This window comes from Streptomyces sp. NBC_00104 (assembly GCF_045160825.1).
In the GTDB taxonomy this organism is placed as follows: Bacteria; Actinomycetota; Actinomycetes; order Streptomycetales; family Streptomycetaceae; genus Streptomyces.
On record NZ_CP108215.1, the window covers coordinates 3,383,861 to 3,402,595 of the forward strand.

The 18,735-nt window shown below is 71.1% G+C and carries 16 protein-coding genes and 1 pseudogene; 11 read left to right on the top strand and 6 right to left on the bottom strand.

Features of this window, described 5'->3' with window-relative positions:
• Positions 1-341: 341 nt before the first annotated feature.
• Positions 342-794 (bottom strand): DUF5707 domain-containing protein, encoded by a 453-nt coding sequence (locus tag OG272_RS14680; RefSeq protein WP_327729905.1) that lies wholly within the window; start codon positions 792-794, stop codon positions 342-344.
• Positions 795-1,107: 313 nt separating this feature from the next.
• On the opposite strand from OG272_RS14680, the gene OG272_RS14685 reads away from it, so the two are divergent.
• The 4 genes and pseudogenes from OG272_RS14685 to OG272_RS14700 form a co-directional block, all read left to right on the top strand.
• The gene (locus OG272_RS14685) at positions 1,108-3,504 is read left to right on the top strand and encodes a histidine kinase (RefSeq protein WP_405893573.1); all 2,397 of its coding nucleotides are present in this window, start codon (positions 1,108-1,110) and stop codon (positions 3,502-3,504) included.
• Positions 3,501-4,181 (top strand): response regulator transcription factor, encoded by a 681-nt coding sequence (locus tag OG272_RS14690; protein ID WP_319690030.1) that lies wholly within the window; start codon positions 3,501-3,503, stop codon positions 4,179-4,181. Before OG272_RS14685 ends, OG272_RS14690 begins: the two co-directional genes overlap by 4 nt.
• A 71-nt stretch (positions 4,182-4,252) precedes the next feature.
• Positions 4,253-4,591, top strand: a complete 339-nt coding sequence (locus OG272_RS14695; protein WP_405893575.1) for an SCO4225 family membrane protein — start codon at positions 4,253-4,255, stop codon at positions 4,589-4,591.
• Positions 4,592-4,630: 39 nt separating this feature from the next.
• Positions 4,631-4,819, top strand: a pseudogene (locus OG272_RS14700) (site-specific integrase); the annotation flags it as partial.
• Between the two features lie 78 nt (positions 4,820-4,897).
• Here OG272_RS14700 and OG272_RS14705 read toward each other — a convergent pair.
• Positions 4,898-5,263 carry a hypothetical protein gene (locus tag OG272_RS14705; RefSeq protein WP_327729902.1) on the bottom strand — a complete coding sequence of 122 codons (366 nt, stop codon included), beginning with the start codon at positions 5,261-5,263 and terminating at the stop codon, positions 4,898-4,900.
• A gap of 210 nt (positions 5,264-5,473) precedes the next feature.
• Between OG272_RS14705 and OG272_RS14710 the strand changes: the two genes are divergently transcribed.
• The gene (locus OG272_RS14710; RefSeq protein WP_327729901.1) at positions 5,474-6,076 is read left to right on the top strand and encodes a hypothetical protein; all 603 of its coding nucleotides are present in this window, start codon (positions 5,474-5,476) and stop codon (positions 6,074-6,076) included.
• A gap of 181 nt (positions 6,077-6,257) precedes the next feature.
• Complete coding sequence (locus OG272_RS14715; RefSeq protein ID WP_326583057.1) at positions 6,258-7,133, top strand: nuclease; 876 nt, start codon at positions 6,258-6,260, stop codon at positions 7,131-7,133.
• 841 nt (positions 7,134-7,974) lie between these two features.
• Here the strand turns inward: OG272_RS14715 and OG272_RS14720 are convergent.
• A complete protein-coding gene (locus OG272_RS14720; protein ID WP_405893577.1) occupies positions 7,975-10,092 on the bottom strand; it encodes a tetratricopeptide repeat protein in 2,118 nt (705 codons plus the stop codon).
• A gap of 529 nt (positions 10,093-10,621) precedes the next feature.
• Here OG272_RS14720 and OG272_RS14725 point away from each other — a divergent pair.
• A complete protein-coding gene (locus tag OG272_RS14725; protein ID WP_327729899.1) occupies positions 10,622-10,813 on the top strand; it encodes a hypothetical protein in 192 nt (63 codons plus the stop codon).
• 222 nt (positions 10,814-11,035) lie between these two features.
• Here OG272_RS14725 and OG272_RS14730 read toward each other — a convergent pair whose 3' ends face one another.
• The 3 genes from OG272_RS14730 to OG272_RS14740 all read right to left on the bottom strand — a co-directional run bounded on the left by OG272_RS14730 (position 11,036) and on the right by OG272_RS14740 (position 14,245).
• Positions 11,036-11,944 carry a sulfite exporter TauE/SafE family protein gene (locus OG272_RS14730; RefSeq protein WP_326583054.1) on the bottom strand — a complete coding sequence of 303 codons (909 nt, stop codon included), beginning with the start codon at positions 11,942-11,944 and terminating at the stop codon, positions 11,036-11,038.
• Positions 11,945-12,111: 167 nt separating this feature from the next.
• The gene (locus OG272_RS14735) at positions 12,112-12,570 is read right to left on the bottom strand and encodes an Rrf2 family transcriptional regulator (protein WP_326583053.1); all 459 of its coding nucleotides are present in this window, start codon (positions 12,568-12,570) and stop codon (positions 12,112-12,114) included.
• A 160-nt stretch (positions 12,571-12,730) separates the two neighbouring features.
• Positions 12,731-14,245 carry an alpha-N-arabinofuranosidase gene (locus tag OG272_RS14740; protein ID WP_405893578.1) on the bottom strand — a complete coding sequence of 505 codons (1,515 nt, stop codon included), beginning with the start codon at positions 14,243-14,245 and terminating at the stop codon, positions 12,731-12,733.
• Positions 14,246-14,507: 262 nt separating this feature from the next.
• Here OG272_RS14740 and OG272_RS14745 point away from each other — a divergent pair, with 262 nt between their 5' ends.
• From OG272_RS14745 to OG272_RS14760, 4 genes are read left to right on the top strand one after another with little or no spacing between them, the layout of a single operon-like run.
• Positions 14,508-15,125, top strand: coding sequence for a transcriptional regulator (locus OG272_RS14745; RefSeq protein ID WP_326583051.1), 618 nt, complete (start codon positions 14,508-14,510; stop codon positions 15,123-15,125).
• Entirely contained in the window at positions 15,122-15,922 is an 801-nt protein-coding gene (locus OG272_RS14750; protein WP_405893580.1) for a toxin-antitoxin system, toxin component, read from the top strand. Before OG272_RS14745 ends, OG272_RS14750 begins: the two co-directional genes overlap by 4 nt.
• Positions 15,919-17,268, top strand: coding sequence for an MAB_1171c family putative transporter (locus tag OG272_RS14755; RefSeq protein WP_328222948.1), 1,350 nt, complete (start codon positions 15,919-15,921; stop codon positions 17,266-17,268). Before OG272_RS14750 ends, OG272_RS14755 begins: the two co-directional genes overlap by 4 nt.
• Positions 17,261-18,718 carry an FAD-dependent monooxygenase gene (locus OG272_RS14760; protein WP_327729896.1) on the top strand — a complete coding sequence of 486 codons (1,458 nt, stop codon included), beginning with the start codon at positions 17,261-17,263 and terminating at the stop codon, positions 18,716-18,718. The genes OG272_RS14755 and OG272_RS14760 overlap by 8 nt, the downstream gene beginning before the upstream one ends.
• Positions 18,719-18,735 lie beyond the last annotated feature (17 nt).

The window sequence follows — 18,735 nt, forward strand, 5'->3', positions numbered from 1 at the left end:
CCCGTGACTGCCCGTCTGGTCCACCCGAACAGCCCTGCCGCCACGGTCACATCGGCCCCCGCCACGGCCACGTCCGCCCGGGCCGACCCGGCGCGGCACCCGGGACAGGAACGGGGCCAACGGCGCTTTCGCACGCCGCACTTCTTGCATCTCGCCATGCCCGGACTCTCCTCGAAATTCGCTGTCTGATCAACCGTCAGCCAGGTGACTCGCGCGGGTGACCTGTGGCCATCGGTCCGGCCTCAGGATCGGCCTACAAGCAGGATCGGTCTGCCGGAAGCCGCGCTTCCGGCAGACCGCCCCACTGAACGACGGGGCGGCGCGCGCTTTCGACCGGCGTGTCAGCGTGTGAGGTCGAACGTGGCGGCGCGGGGCACGAACGTCGTGCCCCCGTCCTTGGCCGTCGCCAGTACCGAGACGTACCAGGTGCCCTTGGCCAGGTCGGCCGCCTCCTGCTTCGTGACCTTCAGCGTGTAGGTGCAGCGGGCGCTCTCGTCCGAGGTGCTCCGGCACTTGGCGCTCTCATCCGCCGAGCGAAGCTCCGCCGCGGTCGGGTCGAGCTTCGAACTCGCGGGCCAGGCAAGGACCTTGAGGCTCCGGATGCCCGAGTCGTCGCTCACGTCCACGGTGTAGGCGAACGAGCCCGCGCTGCCGTCGGACGGAGCCGTGTAGCGAGCCGAGCCGTGCTCCAGGGTCGGCTCCGTGGGGGCCGCGGCCAGGGCGAGGCCGCCGGCGGCCACTCCGCCGAGGGCGACGGCGCCGATGAGCGACGAGAAGAGAATGCGCTTGGACATGGGAGATCCCCCTGAATTCGTTGGAAAGTTGGGCCGGATACACGGAAGAGCGCGGAAGAGCGTGGAAGAACCGCTGGTGGAGCCGCTGGTGGAGCCGGTCTCGGAAGCGGTCGTAGAAACGGCCGTAGAAGCGGTGGCCGACCGCGTTCTCGATGTGATCGAGCCTAGGGCCGGGGGCATGGCGCCGTCCTCGCGCTGCAGGACGAGTGGCGCCTCGAACCACAGGTAGAGACTCTGCAACCCAGGTAAGAGGCCGGAATCCGCCTCCAGCCGGAGTCGGGCCGCTCACCTGCGGCCCTAGCCTTGATCCGCCATGAATCGAACCGACGACCGGCTGTTCCCGGTCCTGCTGATCTGCGCCCAGGCCGTGGTGTGGCCCGGGGCGCCGCTGGTACGCGGGGCCGTCCCGGCCCCCATGATGGCCTCCCTTCTCGTGGCGGCCCTGGTCGCCGGAGTGGTGACGGCCGCGCTCGCCCTGCGCCGTACCCGCCCGGTGGCCACCCTCGTCGTGGTCGCCGCCGCCTGCGCGCTGGGTGCCGGACCGCTGCCCGCCGGGGCGACGGCGGTGCTCGGGACCGCGGGTGTCGCGCTGGCTCTGTTCACCGTGGCGACCGAACACGACGCCTTCACCGCCGTGCTGTGCGTGGTGGCGCTTGCCGTCTGGCAGCTCCTGCAGGGCATCAGCCTGCACGGGCTCAGCGACCGCGACGGGCTCGACCTCGTCCTGACGGCTCTGCTGTACGCCGCTGCGTGCGGCGCCGGCCTGCTCGTACGGCAAACCCGTCGCGCACGGCGAGCGGCCGAACACCTGCTGAAGCGGGCCGAGTCCGAGCGCCACCGGCTCCCGGCGGTCGAACGGCGCCGTATGGAACGGGAGTTGCACGACGTCAGCGCCCACCATCTGACGGCCGTGGTGGTCACGGCGGGAGCGGCCCTCGGGTTGCGCGACCGGCGCCCCGAACTGGCCGAGGAAGCACTGGAGTTCGCGGTCGAGACCGGCCGCGAGGTCACCCGCGCGCTCGGCGCGGTACGAGCGCCGGCGCCCTCCCGCGGGGATGTGCCGGCACCGGAGGAACGGCTGCTGGACCTGGTCGCCGGGTTCCGGCGTCTGGACCAGCAGGTCGACTGCGAGATCGACCCCCTGCCGGACGGCGCCGTCGCGGAGGCGGCGTACGGCATCGTGCGCGAGGCGCTGACCAACGTCGCACGGTATGCCCCCGGCGCGCATACGAGGGTGCTGTGCCGGTACGGCGACACCCGCACCGACGTCGTGGTCACCAGCACGACCCCAACGGCCGGTGCGGTGGCGCACGGCGCGGGACTCGGCGGCGGCCGCGGGCAGGGCTTCCTGCGCTCCCGGGCACGGGAGGCGGGCGGCACGGTGCACAGCGGCCCGACGGCGGAGGGCGGTTGGGAGGTACGGGCGGTACTGCCGGGCCGGACGGCCACGACGGTGGAACCGCCCGCGCCGAGGACCTACCGCGTGGCGCAGGTGGTGGCGGCGGCGGGCCTGGTCCTGCAGCCGCTGTTGCCCGTGCTGGTCATCCGGGCCGAGGAGACGTCGAGCGCGACGGGGGTATCCGCGGGTGTCTTCTTCGCCCTGCTGGCGGCGGGCCAGGCGGTGGCCCTGCTGTGGCTGCGAAGGGCTCCGCGTACGGCGTACGGGATGCTGCTGGGGCTGGCGCTGTTGTGGCCGGTGGCGATGGCGGTGGGGAACTACAGCGGCCCGGTCCTCCTCCCGCCCGCGCTGAGCCTGTTGGCCACGTGCGCGGCCCTCGCGAGGGAACCGACCCGAACCGCAACGCCCCGCAGAGGGCGTGGAGTTGTATCGAAAGACGGCTCAGCCGCGACGGGGGCCCCGGATGAGCGGGGGAGCGACCAGCTCCCACCGGCCCTCGGCCACGTCGCGACCCTTCTCCTCACGGTGCTGGTGCACGCCGCGGCCGCCACCACCGCGGTTCTGGACCGAGGTACGGCCGCTCCCCTCTGGACGGTCATCGCGGGAACCACGGTCGGCGCGACCCTCACAGGCACCGCGGCTCACCTGGCCGGACGCCGCCGCACCCGGCGCCGACAAGCCGACCGCCGCGCCCACGACGAACGCCTCGCCGCCTGGACCGAGGAGGCCGTCCGCGACGCCTGGACCGAGCGCCGCCGCATCGCCTCCGGCCTCGAAACCACGGTATTGGCCCGCACCGCCGACATGGTCACCGAGGCGGAGGCAGGCCGACTCGACGCGACAGCGACCCGTGCCCGCGAGGCCCTGGCCGCGATGCGCACCCTGCTCGACACCGTCCGGGAGGGTGAGACAGGGGCCGAACTACGGCCGCAGCCCACCCTCCAGGCGCTCGACCTGCTCGCCCACCAACTCCGGGCCACCGGCCGGGACATCGAGATACGGCTGACCGACCGCGTACCGGAACGACTGCCCACCGCCGTCGACCTGGCCGCCTACCGCGCCGCCGAGACGGTGCTCGCGGCCGGCGGCGAGGAGCCTGCGATGCTCGAACTCGACGTGAACAACGATACGTTGACGCTCACGGCCACGGGGGTGCCCCGCGCCGCCGACTCCGCCGTACGGGAGCGGCTGACCACGCGGGTCGCGGCGCTCGGCGGCACGGTGACCACCGGCCCGCAGGGGACGGTCCGCCTCCGGCTGCCACTCGCCGTCGCGCAGGACACCCCGGACAGCGAGGAGAGAAACCGATGAGCCTCAACGTGCTGGTCGTCGACGACCAGGGCATCGTACGGGCGGGGTTCGCCGCCGTGATCGACGCCGAGGAGGACATGACGGTCGTCGGCGAGGCCGCCGACGGCGCCGCCGCGGTGCGGCTGGCCGAAGAGCTGGCTCCCGACGTCGTCGTCATGGACGTACGCATGCCCGAACTGGACGGCATCGCCGCCACCCGCATCATCACCGGACGGGAGAACGCGCCCCGCGTGCTCGTCCTGACCACCTTCGACCTCGACGCGTACGTCTTCGACGCGCTGCGCGCCGGCGCCTCGGGCTTCCTCCTCAAGGACGTACACCCCTCCCAACTACTGCAGGGCATCCGGGAGGTGGCGGCCGGCGAGAGCGTACTCGCCCCGTCCGCGACCCGCCGCCTCATCGGCCACTACGCGTCCGGACCCCCCGCCGCGGTCCCGGTCGGGAGCTCCCCCGAACTGGACAGCCTGACCGGCAGCCAGCGGGGCGTCCTCACGCTGGTCGCCGCCGGACTCACCAACACGGAGATCGCCGAGCAACTCGGCATCACCGTAGGCACCGTGAAGTCCCACGTGAACGCGCTGCTCCGCAAGCTCGGCCTGCGCGACCGCGTACAGGCGACGATCCTCGCGTACGACCTCGGCCTCGCCCGCCCGAACCCACCCGGCACCCACCTCTGACCACCGCGACCGACCCCCGCGACGCAACCGACGCAACCGACGCAACCGACGCAACCAAGGAGTCCCTCCCCATGACCGGTACAGAGACCGATACCGATACCGATACCGATACCGGCCGGTCCGTCCCCCGCCGACTGCGCGACCACGTCGGCGTCGTCGGCCTCGTGTACCTCGGCGTCTGTGCCGTCCTGCTCGTGTGGGCACTGGTGGTGACCATCGGCGACAGCACGGACGAGTCCATGGCAGGCGTCATCCCGCTCCTTGCCACCGCCCCCGCCAGCCTCGTGCTCCTCGTGTTGCCGGACAACATCGTCATGGCCATCATCGCCGTCGCTCTCGGGGCAGCGGTCAACGCCGCGATCATCGGCTGGTGCACCCGCGCACTGCGTCGCGGCGGCCGCCCGGACTAAGCGCGTGCAGGGCTCGTTCCCGGCCTGACGGCGGCGGAAGGGCACACGCTGTCCACACGCTCCGGGGCCACGCTCGAGGACACCATGGTCCGCGCCGGGCAGTCCTCGGAGAAGGCGGCGCTGATCTACCAGCACTCCGACGACGAGCGGCGAGAGGAGGTCGCCGCCGGGCTGGGCGCCCACGTACGGAAGGCGCGGGCCGCTGCAGGGAGAAAGAGCCCGACAGGCGTTCTGGCACGCATCTGGCACGCATCTGGCACGCGACGAGTGATCACAGCTGATGCCGAGCGGCTCCAGCGAGCGGCCTCACCACTCACGCCACCTGTCCGTGATCTGGTACCGGCCGAGTCCATGGCGGGCGGCCAGTGCGACGACGTCGACGCCGCGTTCGGTGAGCGACTGGTCGATGAAGTCGCACAGTTGCTCGCGCTCGTCGGTTTCGTAGGCGCTTTCGCCGTGCGCTTCGTTCACAGCGTTCAGGGCCAGGACGACGCGCTCCACGGCGCCGAAGATCTGCGCGTCGTCTGCCTCAGCCAGCCCGCGAAGCTCGTTCTCGAAGGTGTCGAGGACGGCATCGGTCGCCGTGAGCAGTTCTTCGGGGAACAGACCCGCCATGCAGGCGCACTCAGGATCCAGGGTGCCGTCGGCAAGCTCCTCGGCTTCCTCAGCCATGCCGTGGCGCCAATTCGTCGTAGGTCTCTCAGCCATGGAGCGGGACCGTACAGCGTCAGTCTGACAGTGGGAGCGGCTGACTGCCAGGACATGTGCGCGGGCGGGTCTCCCTTCAACGAGCGTGAACACTGCCGAATGGGACGGAAACCGAGACGGAGCCCCCGCAGAACTCGGGTGACGGATGGCTGCGGTCGGCGCTAGCGTGCGGCGGTGATCAGCAATGAGGGAGTACGCCTGGGTGCGGAGGCCGCACGTCGCCTGGCACAGACAGGCCTCTACGAGTTCGATCCGGGGCTGACGGACGCCGAGTTCACGCGCATCGAGTGCGAGTACGGCTTCGAGTTCGCGGACGACCACCGAGCATTCCTTGCGGCCGGGCTCCCGGTCAACGTCCCTCCCGAGGACGGGCAGACCTGGTCCAGGCCCTGGCCGGAGTGGCGCGGCGGCGATTTGGACAGCTTGCGTCGACAGCTCGACTGGCCGGTCGAGGGTGTTCTGCTCGACGTTGAGCACAACGGGTTCTGGTACGAGGGCTGGGGTGAGCGTCCAGCCGACGGGACGGCGGCACTGGCTACGGCGCGGCATCATCTGGCGGAGGCGCCGGTGCTGGTGCCCGTGTATGCCCACCGATACCTGCCTGCGGGCCGGGGAAGCTCCGGGCATCCGGTGCTCTCGATGTGGCAGACCGACATCATCTACTACGGCCTGGACCTGGCCGACTACATGTATCAGGAGTTCGACGAGGCGCGGGGCGAGGTCGACGAGGGTTGGAGCCCGCGAGCGACGGCCCTCTTCTGGCGGGACCTTCTCTAGCCCATCTCTAGCCCGGGCATGCGGCGGGCGCCCTCAGCTTGGGATGTTCAACGTCTCCCTTCGCAGACGTTGAACCGCCAACAGGACCCCCGGGCGCCGCGGACGCATAGTGAGGAGTGGCCGTGCGGCGTCCGTCCGCGCATTTCTGGCCGCTACCAGGCGTCCGTGAGGAGGCCCCCTCATGCCGTACACACGCATCCAAGGCGAATTCCGGATCGTGGGGACGAGCCCCGACGGGGACACGGTCCGGTTCTACCCGGACGACCCGGCGGTGTGGGACACGATCCCCGGCCCGGTTCCCATTCAGATCCGCGGCCCCGGCGGAGCCAATCTGCGTCTGGAGGGCATCGATGCCCTGGAGACGCACTTCGATCCCCCCTTCGTCGGCGGGGGCGTGCTGCACCAGCCCAAGGCGCAGGCCGAAGGGGCGGCCGCCGAACTGCTGCGCCTCCTCGGGTTCGACCCCGTACAGCGCACTCCGAGCGGGAAGGTCAAGGCCCCCACCAACCCCGCCGCCGTCCGCGGATACGTCCTGACCCGCGGCGGTGACCCGCTCGGCCGCTGCATCGCCTTCACCGGGCCCGGAGCAGGGCCCGACGCCGATGCCGACGGCAACGTCTTCTTCACGCCGGCCATGCTGCACGAGACCGTCAACCACAAGCTGCTCGCCAAGGGCTTCGTCTACCCGACCTTCTACCGGTCCCTCTTCCCCGACCTGCGCAACGACATGACCGCGACCGTGCACAAGGCCCAGGCCAACGGCGAGGGTCTGTGGCCGCTCGACAAGACTCAGAAGCCCACGGTAGTCGTGGGCCCTCCGGAGGTCAGCAAGGACGTCATCCTGCCCAAGTTCTACCGGCGGCTCGGCGAGTACGTGCTGCTGAACGACGGAGACCCCGGCCTCGGCGGTTTCGTGGAGTTCCTGCGTCGCAAGGCCGACACGTTCACCATCCTTTCCACCGGGCACACCAGCACCGGCCTCGACCTCATCATCGAGGTCAACGACAGCAAGGTCCGCTGGACCCACGACATCGAGGACATCGTCTTCGACGACTGAGCCCGCGGACCGAGTGAACCCGCAGACCGAGCGAGCGGGCTCGCCCGGTGCCCGCGCACCGGGCGAGCCCGTGCACCGGCGGGAAAAACATCCGGACCGTTCCGGCTGGAGATGGACAAGCGGCTCGCCTCGGCCTTCCGGTCACCGTCCCCAGCCCCCGGCGGCCCTCAGCCGAGTCGAGCGAAACGGCCGCACCAGCGGGGCCGGGATGACGACCGTGCCGAGGAGAGACCTCGCCGGTTACGGCGGGACCTGGTCAGTGTTTGTGGGGCTTGGATGGACCGCTCACGCTGATTACTTTGGTCCAGCGGTCCTGTTCGGCACAGCGGATACTGGCTGCGTTCTCATGCTTCACAGAAGGTGGCGGCTGCATCGTGCGGAGGAAGCTGCTCGCATCCGTCGGGAGATCCAGCAGGCACTGGATGATGCTCGCCGACGGCGTGAAGCCCCGCCCACCGAACCTCGCTTCGTATCGAGCCCTTACGCAGATCGAGTCAATGAGTTCGTGCAGTGGCAGACTCCCGACGGTAGACCTGGCCCCTACGCCCCCACAGCCCGTCCACGTCGGCCTACCTGCACCCGCTGTGGCACGCAGAAGTACGGGCACCCCGGAGTCGAAGTCTGCTTCTGGTGCGGAGCGTGACACAGCTGGCGCTACGGACCGCGAGCCTGCGACACCCGCTTTAGGAGTTCGATCCGAGCTTGCTCCCGCTTCTGCCACCGACTGGTGCGACGGCCAGGCAGAGACGCTGGTGTGCGCACCCGTCCGGCGTCGTTGGTGGCAACCATGGATGTCAGGAGCCTTCTGATCCGTTGCTCTACAGAGATCGGTCGGGGACGGTCATACCGGTTGCTCTGGAATGTCTGAGGGGAGTTGATGGTCGGGGGCGGCCGCTGGGGTTGTTGTATCTGGCTGCTGTACAACTGCCGCAGCTTTGCGGGCGCCAGCGAGGTTGTTGCGGCTGATCAAGGTGTCGGGGTGGCTGTTGCCCAGGATCTGCTCGCGCTGGGCGAGGGTGGTCTCAAACAGCGGGATGGCCCGCTCCAGGTCTCTCGCCGTCTGATAGGCGCCGGCGAGGTTGTTGCGGCTGGTCAGGGTCTTCGGGTGGGTGTCGCCCAGGACCTGCTCGTACTGGGCGAGGGTGGTCTCGTACAGCGGGATGGCCCGGCCCAGATCCCCTGCCGACTCGTAGGCGCCGGCGAGGTTGTTGCGGCTGGTCAGGGTGTCCGGGTGGGTGTCACCCAGGACCTGCTCGCACTGGGTGAGCGTGGTCCCGTACAGCGGGATGGCCCGCCCCAGATCCCCCGCCGACTCGTAGGCGCCGGCGAGGTTGTTGCGGCCTCTCAGGGTGTCCGGGTGGGTGTCACCCAGGACCTGCTCGCACTGGGCGAGGGTGGTCTCGTACAGCGGGATGGCCCGCCCCAGATCCCCCGCCGACTCGTAGGCGGAGGCGAGGTTGTTGCGGCCTCTCAGGGTGTGCGGATGGGTGTCGCCCAGGACCTGCTCGCACTGGGCGAGGGTGGTCTCAAACAGCGGGATGGCCCGCCCCAGACCTCCCGCCGCCCAGTAGGCGTAGGCGAGGTTGTTGCGGCTGGTCAGGGTGGCGGGGTGGGTGTCGCCCAGGACCTGCTCGCGCTGGGTGAGGGTGGTCTCGTACAGGGGGATGGCGCGTGCCAAGTTTCCGGCCGCCCGGTAGGCGGCGGCGAGGTTGTTGCGGCTGGTCAGGGTTCTGGGGTGGGTGTCGCCGAGGATCTGCTCGCGCTGGGTGAGGGTGGCTGTACGCAAGGCGATGGTGTGGGCGTCTCGTCCCTGCCGATACAGGTACCGCGCCGCCGTCTCGTACGTGTCAGCGGTCTGAATTGATGGCGGGCAGTGTGGCGGCGTTGTGGCGACGAGGGCCAACAGGTGCGGTAGGAGACGTTCCCATGGCGTGTCGTCGGTGTCCTGGTGGAGGAGGGCCTGCTGGGCCAGGTGCTCTGCTTCTTGTCGGCCTGGAGGGTAGGTGTCGGCCTCAGTGGTAGGGCTGCGTAGGACGGTTTGCACCAGGCGGTGGACGCTGACGCTCTGCCGGTCGGCGGAGAACGAGATCATGTTGTAGGCATGGAGTACGCCCAGCGCCTCGCGCAGATCGACCGGGTCAGGGGCCAGCGGGGTGAGGAGGTGGCGGGGGATGTCGTCCGGAGCCAGCCAGGCGAGCGTGTGCAGCACAGTGACGGCCAGTGGGTTTCGGGTGTGGATGGCGGTCAGGGTGTGCTGCCAGATGCGGGCGATCGTGCGTTGCGGGTCGATGCCTTCCGGGGCGGTGTCCAGGACACGGCCGAGCAGGGCGGGGTAGTCCCCCAGGCCGGTACCGGTCTCGTACAGGTAGGCGCCGGCTTGTTCCAACGCCAGGGGGAGGTAGCCGAGTTCGGCAGCGAGTTCCTGCGCCTGCCGGTGTTGTTGCGGTGTGGGGGTGTGCTGCCCGCCGAGGGCGAGGGTGCACAGGAGCTCGGCTGAGGTGTCGGCGTCGAGCAGGCCCAGGGGCATGGTGGGGGCGATGGTGTGCCAGCCGGTGCCTTTGCGACTGGTGGCCAGGTGGTGCCCGTCCGGGAGGGTGCCGAGGTAGTGGCGCAGGTCGGTGGGGCGTTCGACGTTGTCGAAGACGAGCAGCCAGCCGGGATGCCACTGCAGCCACAGGATCGCCCACGCCGCGCGTTCCGGCCCGCCTGCGGTGAGGGCCCATTGCGGACACAGCCGCATGGCCAGGCTCGCCAGGCCGGTGACGATCTGCTCGGTGGTCTCGGCGGTGATCCACCACACCAGGGTGTAGTCGCGGCGGTAGGTGTGGGCGTAGTGCAGAGCGAGAGTCGTCTTGCCGATCCCGCCCAGTCCGTGGATCGCCCGCGTCCGCGTCATCTGGGTGACGGCGGCTTCCCCCGCATCGGTCAGGAGCACGCGCAGTGTGGTGAGTTCGTGCATCCGGCCAACAAACACCCCCGACGCCGACCCTGGCAGGTTCCCGGCCCCTGGCGGTGCCTGCACCTCCTGGGCCCAGCGCACCGCTTCGGCCGGCAAGGTCACCACCTGGGCGCCGTCACCGGTGATGGCTACGCCAACATTGCCGGCCGCGGCAACGGATCGCGGCCCTGCGGCGTGTGCCGCTGCGGGTTCCTCGCTCACGGCTGCACCCTGGCGCTGTCCCCGGCGATGACGGTGCCGCTGGTCCTCCTGGCCACCGACTGCACACTCTCAGCACTCATCCGATCCCCCGACCCGTGCGGCTCCGTAAAGACCAGCGTAGAAACTCCGACCTCTCCCCGAGGCCCTAACGCCCGAACCACCCACAGCGGTTCGACGTCCCCAACACGCCACGAGCTTGGGAAGCTCGGGTCTTCTGACGGCTGTTGCTGCGCTGACCTGCGGCGGGGTGGTGTCGGGGCCCCAGCCGCACCGTGGCCACTCCCCGTCGTTCCCCGCAGGATCTGGCACGCGAAATGGCACGCCCCGTTTGGTCCCCGCTCGGGAGAACCTCAAGGCCATCGCCCCGTCCTGGTCGTCCCTCCTCGCCCTGCCCTCCAACCATCGCGGCCAGGACCTTTACGCCCGACTCGGCTACGAGTACGCGGGCCCGTACCGCAACACGCCCGACGGTCCCGAGTTCGACCTGCTGCTCTTGCGCGTCGGGACACAGCCCGGCTGATGGCTGTCAGCCACCGATGACGACGGCGGCGGTGCGTCCAGTGGTCTGTTGACATTCACCGCGCCGGGCAGCAGCGTCTCCGACGGTCGCAGGGCGACGATCATCGTGGGCGTGGAGAGCGTCTGGCGCCCCCGGGGCGGCACCTGGGCCCGGGGAGCGGAGACCGTGACGGATCCCCGGGCCCAGGGGACGGCAGCGGCGCTCCGAGTGATACGCCCGTGCCTACACCGTCACCGGCTGCCGCTCCTCGGCCGTCGGTTCCGCCGCCTTCTCCCGGAGGTGGGCGCGGATCGAGTACGTGAGGGCCGCCGCCCACAGGGCGTACACGGCGACGTACACCACGGTGCTCAGCGCACTCGACGCCGCGATCCAGTCGCTCTTCAGCAGGGTGCGGACGTTCGTCGCGATGATGACGCCGCCCACCGCCGAGCCCAGCACCCTCGGTGGGACCAGGCGGACCAGCCACGCGGCGATGGGCGCGGCCACCATCCCGCCCAGCAGGAACGCGGCCACCCAGGCCCAGTCGAGGCCCTGCGAGCCGAGGGAGTAGAGGAAGCCCAGGCTCGCGGAGACGGCGACGAGGAACTCGCTCGTGTCGATGGAGCCGATGACCTTGCGGGGTTCCATGCGGCCGCTGGCGAGGAGGGCAGGGGTGCCGACCGGGCCCCAGCCGCCCCCGCCGGTCGCGTCGAGGAAGCCGGCGACCAGGCCGAGCGGGGACAGGAACCGCTTCCGCAGGGGCCGGTCGAGGCGTTCCCTGGGCAGGCCGCGCAGGGTGAAGCGGGACAGGACGTAGAGGCCGAGACCGAGCAGGATCAGCGACATCACCGGCCCGGCGACCTCGGTGGAGAGGTGGGACAGGACGGTCGCGCCCAGGAACGCGCCGACCGCGCCCGGTACGCCGATCCTGGCGACGACCTTCCAGTCCACGTTCCCGAACCGCCAGTGCGAGGCGCCCGACATCAGGGTCGTGCCGATCTCGGCGAGGTGCACCGTGGCCGAGGCGGCGGCCGGGTTGGTGCCCATGGCGAGCAGCAGCGTCGTCGAGGTCACGCCGTAGGCCATGCCCAGGCTGCCGTCCACGAGCTGGGCACCCAGGCCCGCCAGCGCGAGCAGTACCAGCGTCCGCATCTCTTCCTTGTCCCGTCTTCCGCTTCCGTCGCAGGTCTTTCCTGTCTTTCCCACCGGTTAAGTAGGGATTGACCGTGGGGCAACACTACGAGAGCAAGCTGAGGACAGGCTTAGCGCGAGGTAACGATCCTGTGCAGCCGTCCGCCGGACAGAAGGGCCCTAGGGGTTCACGGGTTCTCCCAGGCCGTCGGCTCCGCCGCCAGGCCCTTCACCGGCTCGGGCAGGGTGCCGGCCGCGAGGTCGGCCACCGTGACGCCCTCCAGGATGCGGCGCACATTGGCCCGCAGCGCGATCCACAGCGGCAGCAGCGGCTCGGCGGACCCGGTGTAGGTCAGCCCGGTCGGCCGCTCCCCCCGTACCGACACGATGGGCCCGTCGACGGCTCGGATCACGTCGGCGACGGTGATGGCGGCGGGTTGGCGGGCCAGTTGGTACCCGCCGCTGCCACCCCGCCGGCTGGTGACCAGGCCGGCGCGCCTCAGGTCCCCGAGGATGCCCTCGAGGAACTTGTGCGGGATCTCCTGCACGGTTGCGATGGCTTCCGCCTTCACCGGCCCGCCGTCCTGCCGTACGGCGACTTCCAGTACCGCGCGTACGGCGTAATCCGCCCGTGCCGAGATCCTCATGGGCACATTGTCGACCACGCGGACGGGCGATGGCTCCGCGCCTCAGCCGACCCGCGCCCCTCGGGGGCGCGGGGAACCGCGCGAGCACCCACCGCCAACCCGCACCCGGCAGGCGCCAGACGCCAGACGCCAGACGCCAGACGCCAGACGATCCTGGCCCTCAGCCGAGCCGGATCACATTCCACGACAGCGGTTCGAGAACCACGCTCAGCACACCCTCCCGAAGCACGGCGCCCTCCCCCGCCCGCGGAGCGACCCGCTCGGGCTCCGCCAGCGTGTTCCGCGCGTCCGGGTCCGCGTCGGCCAGCACGCTGCGCTCGACGATCCGCGTCAACTCCAGCCCGTTCAGGGCGACTTCCAGCGGCAGCGCGTCCGTACGACCCCGGTTGACCGCGAACACGGTCACCGACCCGTCCTCGGCCCGCACCGCCGTCGCGTGCAGCAGATCCGCCTCGCCGTACTTCTTCGTCTCGTACGTCGGCGAGTCCACCCGTACGTCGAGCACCTCCCCGCGCCCGTACTTCGCGGCCTGGGCGAACGGGAAGAACGTCGTCTGCCGCCAGGCCGGACCGCCCGGCTCGGTCATGATCGGGGCGATGACGTTGACGAGCTGGGCGAGGCAGGCGACGGTGACGCGGTCGGCGTGCCGGAGCAGCGCGATGAGGAGGGAGCCGAAGACGACGGCGTCCATGACGCTGTAGTTGTCCTCCAGCAGGCGCGGGGCCTCCGCCCAGTCCCGCGCGCCGGAGTTCTCGATCGCGTGCCACTCCGAGATGTACCAGACGTTCCACTCGTCGAAGGAGAGGTTGATCTTCTTCTTGGACTTGAGCTTCGCGCCCACGTGGTCGGCGGTGGCGACCACGTTCTCGATGAAGGACTCCATGTCGACGGCGGAGGCCAGGAAGGAGTCGACGTCGCCGTCCTCGGGCTGGTAGTAGGCGTGCAGGGAGATGTAGTCGACCAGGTCGTACGTCTCCGCCAGGACCGTCGCCTCCCACTCGGCGAACGTCGGCATGGACTGACTGGAGGAGCCGCAGGCGACGAGTTCGACGCTCGGGTCGATCTGGCGCATCGCGCGGGCGGTCTCGGCGGCGATCCGGCCGTACTCCGTCGCCGTCTTGTGGCCGGTCTGCCAGGGGCCGTCCATCTCGTTGCCCAGACACCAGAGGTTGATGCCGAAGGGGTCCTTGTCGCCGTGGGCGGCACGGAGGTCGGAGAGGGCGGTGCCGGCGGGGTGGTTGGCGTACTCCTGGAGTTCGAGGGCCTCGGCGACTCCGCGTGTGCCGAGGTTGAGGGCCATCATCGGCTCGGCCTGGGGACCGATCTTCTTCAGGAAGGCGATGTACTCGGAGAGGCCGAAGCGGTTGGTCTCGGTGGAGCGCCAGGCGAGGTCGAGGCGGCGGGGGCGGTCCTCGGCGGGGCCGACGGAGTCCTCCCACTTGTAGCCGGAGACGAAGTTGCCGCCGGGATAGCGGATCGTGGTGACGCCCAACTCCCGTACCAGGTCCAGCACATCCGTGCGCAGGCCCGCGTCGTCGGCCGTGGGGTGGCCCGGCTCGTAGATCCCTGTGTAGACACAGCGGCCGAGGTGTTCGACGAAGGAGCCGAAGAGTCGTGGATTGACCTCGCCGACCTTGAAGGCGGGGTCGAGGGTGAAGCGGGCGGTGCGGGTCATCGAGGGCGGCCCCTTCGGTGTTCGATGTTCGGTGTTCGGTCGGCGTCACTATGTGGCGTTCGGGATGCGACGTTCGGTATTACGGATGTTGATCGTTGAGCCGAACGGGACGCTATGGTCGAAGTCAGGGCGAGTCAATGGGCGAGGCGGTCGAGGACCGGCGCCTGTCGCCCGTACCGAGGCGGGCAACCATCGTTCGTCAAAATTCAACGATCGTTGGATTCTCGTGGTGCCGACGATCCGTGGCACGTAGGGTCGGCCCGTGCCCGCCCTGCCCGACGGCCTTGCCGAGACACTGACCCGACTCGACGCCCGTATCGCCGGGACCGGCTCCGATCGGGGCCGTCTCCTCGACGTACGGGTACTGGCCGAACGCACCGCCCTCGGTGAGGACGAGGTACGGGCGCTGCTCGCCGGGAGCGAGCCGGCGGCCGGCCGGGTCGACGACCGGGTGCGCGGACGAGTGCGGGCGTTGCACGAGGCGTATGTCGCGCGGAGCGGGAAGCGGGCCGGTGAGGTCTGCAGAGAGGTCGCGGAGCGGCTCTCGATCAGTCCCGAGTGGGCCCGGCAGCTGCTGCTCGGCAAGAAGATGCCGAACGTGCCCGATCTGACCGAACTCGCGGAGTTCTTCGGGATCGAGGAGGGCGTCCGGTTCTTCACCGACCCGGCCGCGACCGTCCTGAACCGGGAACTGGGGCGCGTACTGGCGGGTCTTGAGGGTGACGCGGACGACGACGGGCCGCTGGTCGAGTTCGCCACCCGGCACGGGGTCGTCACGCTCGCGCTGCGCGGCCATCGGCTGACCCCCCGCAAGCAGGAGGCTCTCGCCGTCATGCTCGAAGGGCTGCTCGGCGTCGACGACGAGGAGGCCCGGCGATGAGCCGTCGCGAGGGCACGGGGGGCGGCCGGGCCGGGGGCGCTGCCCGGGTCATGGGGATCGCGGGGCTGCGCGCGGTGGTCGGCAGGGTGCGGGCCGCGCTGCTGCCGTCGCGGTCCGCCGCCGAGATGCGCAAGCTGACCGCCGGGCTGACCAAGGCGGTGCGGGGGAGGTTCGACGCGCCCGTCGACGTAAGGGAGTTGGGCGCGGCCCTGTGTGCGGAGATGAGTGCGCGGCGGGGCGGGCGGCCGGTGAAGCTGCGGTTCGAGCGGTTTCCCGACGGGATCGGGGTGACCGGGCTGTGGATGGAGTTCCCCGACTTCGATCTGGTGATCGTCGAGGAGCGGGCTGAAACCGTGCAGCAACTGGTCATCCTGGGGCATGAGTTGTGGCACATGCACGCCGGGCACTGTCATCGCCACCTGCCGGGGGCGGACGCCGCCGCCCTCGTGCTCTCCGGTGAGCCGGGTGGGTCGGGTGGGCCTGGCGGGCCGGGCCGGTCGGGGCAGGCGGGTCGGTCGGGGCAGGCGGGTCGGTCGGGCGAGTGCGGGTCCGCGCTGCCGCCGCTCTCCCCCGAGTTGTCGGCCGCGCTCGGGCAAGGGGGTACCCCCATAGCGGCGCGCAACGGCTCGCACGAGTCCGACGAGCAGGAGGCCGAGGACTTCGGCCACCGGCTCGCGACCGCCTTCCGTTCCTGGGTGGACACCGGGCAGGGCGGGCCGGCCGTTCCGGCTGATCCGGCCGACCCCGTGGGGCAGGCCATCCAAGCATCCCTGGGCTATCGCAGGCACCGGAGATGAGAGGGACGGCCGTGCCCGCGACGACGACCGGGGCCCTCGGCCCCGCCGACTTCTTCGGCGAGCTGTACATCTCGTTCTGGATCCCCACGGCCGTACTGACCGCCGCCCTGGTGATCAAGCTGCCCAGCATCGTGAAGCTGTGGCGGGACGCGCTGCTGCGGGCGGTCGGCGGGCTGCTGCTGCTCGCCGCTTGCGTCTTCGTGTTCGCGGTGCCGTCGGTCATCGCGTGGACCAACCGGGCCGTCGGCGCGCCGAACGTGGCCGCGCCCTGGGTGTACTCCCTCATCACCGCGTTCTGCGCGTGCTGTCTGCTGCTGATCATCGCCTGGCGCAACGGCCCCGCCGACCGCTCCCCGGCGACCCGCCGGCTCATGCGGTGGGTCGTCGCCGTGTACGCGGGGGTGATCGTCGTCCTGTGGGTGCTGTTCGCGCTGGCGGACGTCCCCCACGAGCGGCTGCGCGACCTGGACACGTACTACGCCACCACGCCCTTCATGCGCGAGGAGATCCTGCTCTATCTCGTCGCGCACACGGCGGCCTGCCTGATCACCTTCCGGCTGATACGGAACTGGGTCCGCGCGGACGGCCTCGACCTGTGGCTGCGCGGCGGTCTGAAGGCGCTGGGCCTGGGCTGCGCGCTCAACCTGGTGTTCGACGCCGCGAAGCTGACGGCGGTGGTCGCCCGCTGGACGGGGCACGACCTGGACTGGCTGAGCACCCATGTGGCGCCGCCGGTGGTCGCCCTGGCGGCCATCTTCATCGCGGTGGGCTTCATCCTGCCGCACGGCGGCCAGTACCTGCAGGACCGCTGGCGGGTGCGGACGAGCCACCGGCGACTGCGGCCCCTGTATCAGCTGACCCGGACCGTCGACGACTCCCGCATCCCCTTCACGCTGCGCGCCACCCCTGAGCTGCGCCTGACCCGCCGCGAGACGTTCATCCGGGACGCCCTGCTCCGGCTGACCCGCCACCTCGACGAGGATCTGCGGCGCCGCGCGTACGACGCCGCCCTGGACCTCGGGCACGAACCCGGCCGCGCGAAGGCACTCGCCGCCGCCGTGACGATCCAGGACGCGGTGGCCACGCGGAGGCGCTCGCCGGACAGCGGTCCGACGGCCACGCTCACGTCGGGCCCGCTCGTCTTCGGCCGTACGGCCTTCCCTGAGTTCACGGCCTTCCCCGAGTTCACGGTCTCCTCCGGTCCCGCCGACCTGCTCCAGGACATCGAGGCCGTGTCCCTGGTGCTTCGTGAGCCCGCCGAGATCGAGGCGGTACGCGCGCTCGCCGCCGCCTCCATGACATCCGCGACATCCTCGACAGAGAGCAGTGTGCCCGCGCATGAGTGAACGCCCCGCCGCCGTCGGCCGGTCCTCCAGACCGTCACGGACCGGACGGCCGGGCCCGGCCGCGCAGCCCGTCCGGTCCGCCGTCGTGCTCGGTGGTTCCCTCGCCGGCATGCTCGCGGCCCGGGCCCTGGCCGGGTTCGTGGACGAGGTCACGGTCGTCGAGCGGGACGCGCTGCCCGAGCGGCCCGGCCCGCGACGGGGTCTGCCGCAGGCGCGCCACGCCCACATGTTGTGGTCGGGCGGGGTCCAGGCGGTGGAGGAGCTGGTGCCGGGCACCACCGAGCGGCTGCTGGCGGCCGGGGCGCACCGGCAGGCGGTCACCACGGACATGGTGGTGCTGTCGCCGCAGGGGTGGTACCGGCGCTGGCCCGTGTCCCACCACAACCTGTTGGCCGGGCGGGATCTGCTGGACGCGACCGTGCGTACGGCGGTGCTGGCCGACGACCGGGTCGGGCTGCTGGAGCGCACCGAGGTGCTCGGGCTCGTCGGTACGGAGGCCGCCGTGACCGGGGTGCGGGTCCGCCACGACGACGGCACCGAGCGCACCCTCGACGCCGGTCTCGTCGTCGACGCCACCGGGCGTTCCTCCCGCGCGTCCCGTTGGCTCGCGGAGCTGGGGCTGCCCGAACCCGAGCGGCGGGAGATCGACTCCGGTCTCGCGTACGCCAGCCGGGTCTACCGTGCGCCCGAGGGGGCCCGGCGGGGTTTCCCGGTGGTCGCCGTGCAGGCCGACGCGCGGCAGCCGGGGCCCGGCCGGTCGGGCTTCCTCGTGCCCATAGAGGACGGGCGGTGGATCGTCATGCTGTCCGGGACGCGGGGCGGCGAGCCCTCTCCCGACAACGACGACTTCGCGCGGTTCGCCCGGGAGGAGCTACGGCATCCGATCATCGGTGAACTGATCGCCGGGGCCGAGCCGTTGGGTGATGTGGCGTTCACGCGGTCCACCGCGAACCGGCGTTGGTTCTACGAGCGGATGTCCCGCCGGCCGGAGAACTTCGCCGTCGTCGGGGACGCGCTCGCCGTGTACAACCCGGTCTACGGACACGGGATGGCGGTCGCCGCCCAGAGCGCGGTCGCCCTGCGGGAGGTGATCCGGCGTCAGGGATGGGGCACGGCCGGCCTGGCGCGGCGGATCCAGAAGGCGGTGGCCCGTCCGGTGGGGGTGGCATGGGACCTCGCCACGGGGCAGGACGTGTTCTACGAGGGGGCGACGGAGGGCGGGCCCACGCTGCGGGACCGGCTGGTCGCCGCGTACGTGGACCGGCTGCTGCTCACGGCCACCGGCAACGGTCGCATCGCCCGCCGCCTGACCGACGTGACCTCCCTGGAACGCGGTCCGGAGGCCCTCCTCACCCCGACCGTCCTCCTCGCGGCAGCCGCCGGCCCCCTGAAGCCGAGGCTGGAGGGGGCTCCGCTGACCGCGGAGGAGCGCGAGGCCGCCGGCCTCTGACCACCGCGCGCGGCCCT

What these genes read in the sequence shown, in the direction of transcription:
- OG272_RS14705 (WP_327729902.1), bottom strand. Translation starts at nt 5,263, where the DNA reads ATGGCTGAGGAAGCCGAGGAGCTTGCCGACGGCACCCTGGATCCTGAG.
- OG272_RS14720 (WP_405893577.1), bottom strand. Translation starts at nt 10,092, where the DNA reads ATGCACGAACTCACCACACTGCGCGTGCTCCTGACCGATGCGGGGGAA.
- OG272_RS14735 (WP_326583053.1), bottom strand. Translation starts at nt 12,570, where the DNA reads ATGAGGATCTCGGCACGGGCGGATTACGCCGTACGCGCGGTACTGGAA.
- OG272_RS14730 (WP_326583054.1), bottom strand. Translation starts at nt 11,944, where the DNA reads ATGCGGACGCTGGTACTGCTCGCGCTGGCGGGCCTGGGTGCCCAGCTC.
- OG272_RS14695 (WP_405893575.1), top strand. Translation starts at nt 4,253, where the DNA reads ATGACCGGTACAGAGACCGATACCGATACCGATACCGATACCGGCCGG.
- OG272_RS14760 (WP_327729896.1), top strand. Translation starts at nt 17,261, where the DNA reads ATGAGTGAACGCCCCGCCGCCGTCGGCCGGTCCTCCAGACCGTCACGG.
- OG272_RS14755 (WP_328222948.1), top strand. Translation starts at nt 15,919, where the DNA reads ATGAGAGGGACGGCCGTGCCCGCGACGACGACCGGGGCCCTCGGCCCC.
- OG272_RS14680 (WP_327729905.1), bottom strand. Translation starts at nt 794, where the DNA reads ATGTCCAAGCGCATTCTCTTCTCGTCGCTCATCGGCGCCGTCGCCCTC.
- OG272_RS14690 (WP_319690030.1), top strand. Translation starts at nt 3,501, where the DNA reads ATGAGCCTCAACGTGCTGGTCGTCGACGACCAGGGCATCGTACGGGCG.
- OG272_RS14740 (WP_405893578.1), bottom strand. Translation starts at nt 14,245, where the DNA reads ATGACCCGCACCGCCCGCTTCACCCTCGACCCCGCCTTCAAGGTCGGC.
- OG272_RS14685 (WP_405893573.1), top strand. Translation starts at nt 1,108, where the DNA reads ATGAATCGAACCGACGACCGGCTGTTCCCGGTCCTGCTGATCTGCGCC.
- OG272_RS14715 (WP_326583057.1), top strand. Translation starts at nt 6,258, where the DNA reads ATGCCGTACACACGCATCCAAGGCGAATTCCGGATCGTGGGGACGAGC.
- OG272_RS14750 (WP_405893580.1), top strand. Translation starts at nt 15,122, where the DNA reads ATGAGCCGTCGCGAGGGCACGGGGGGCGGCCGGGCCGGGGGCGCTGCC.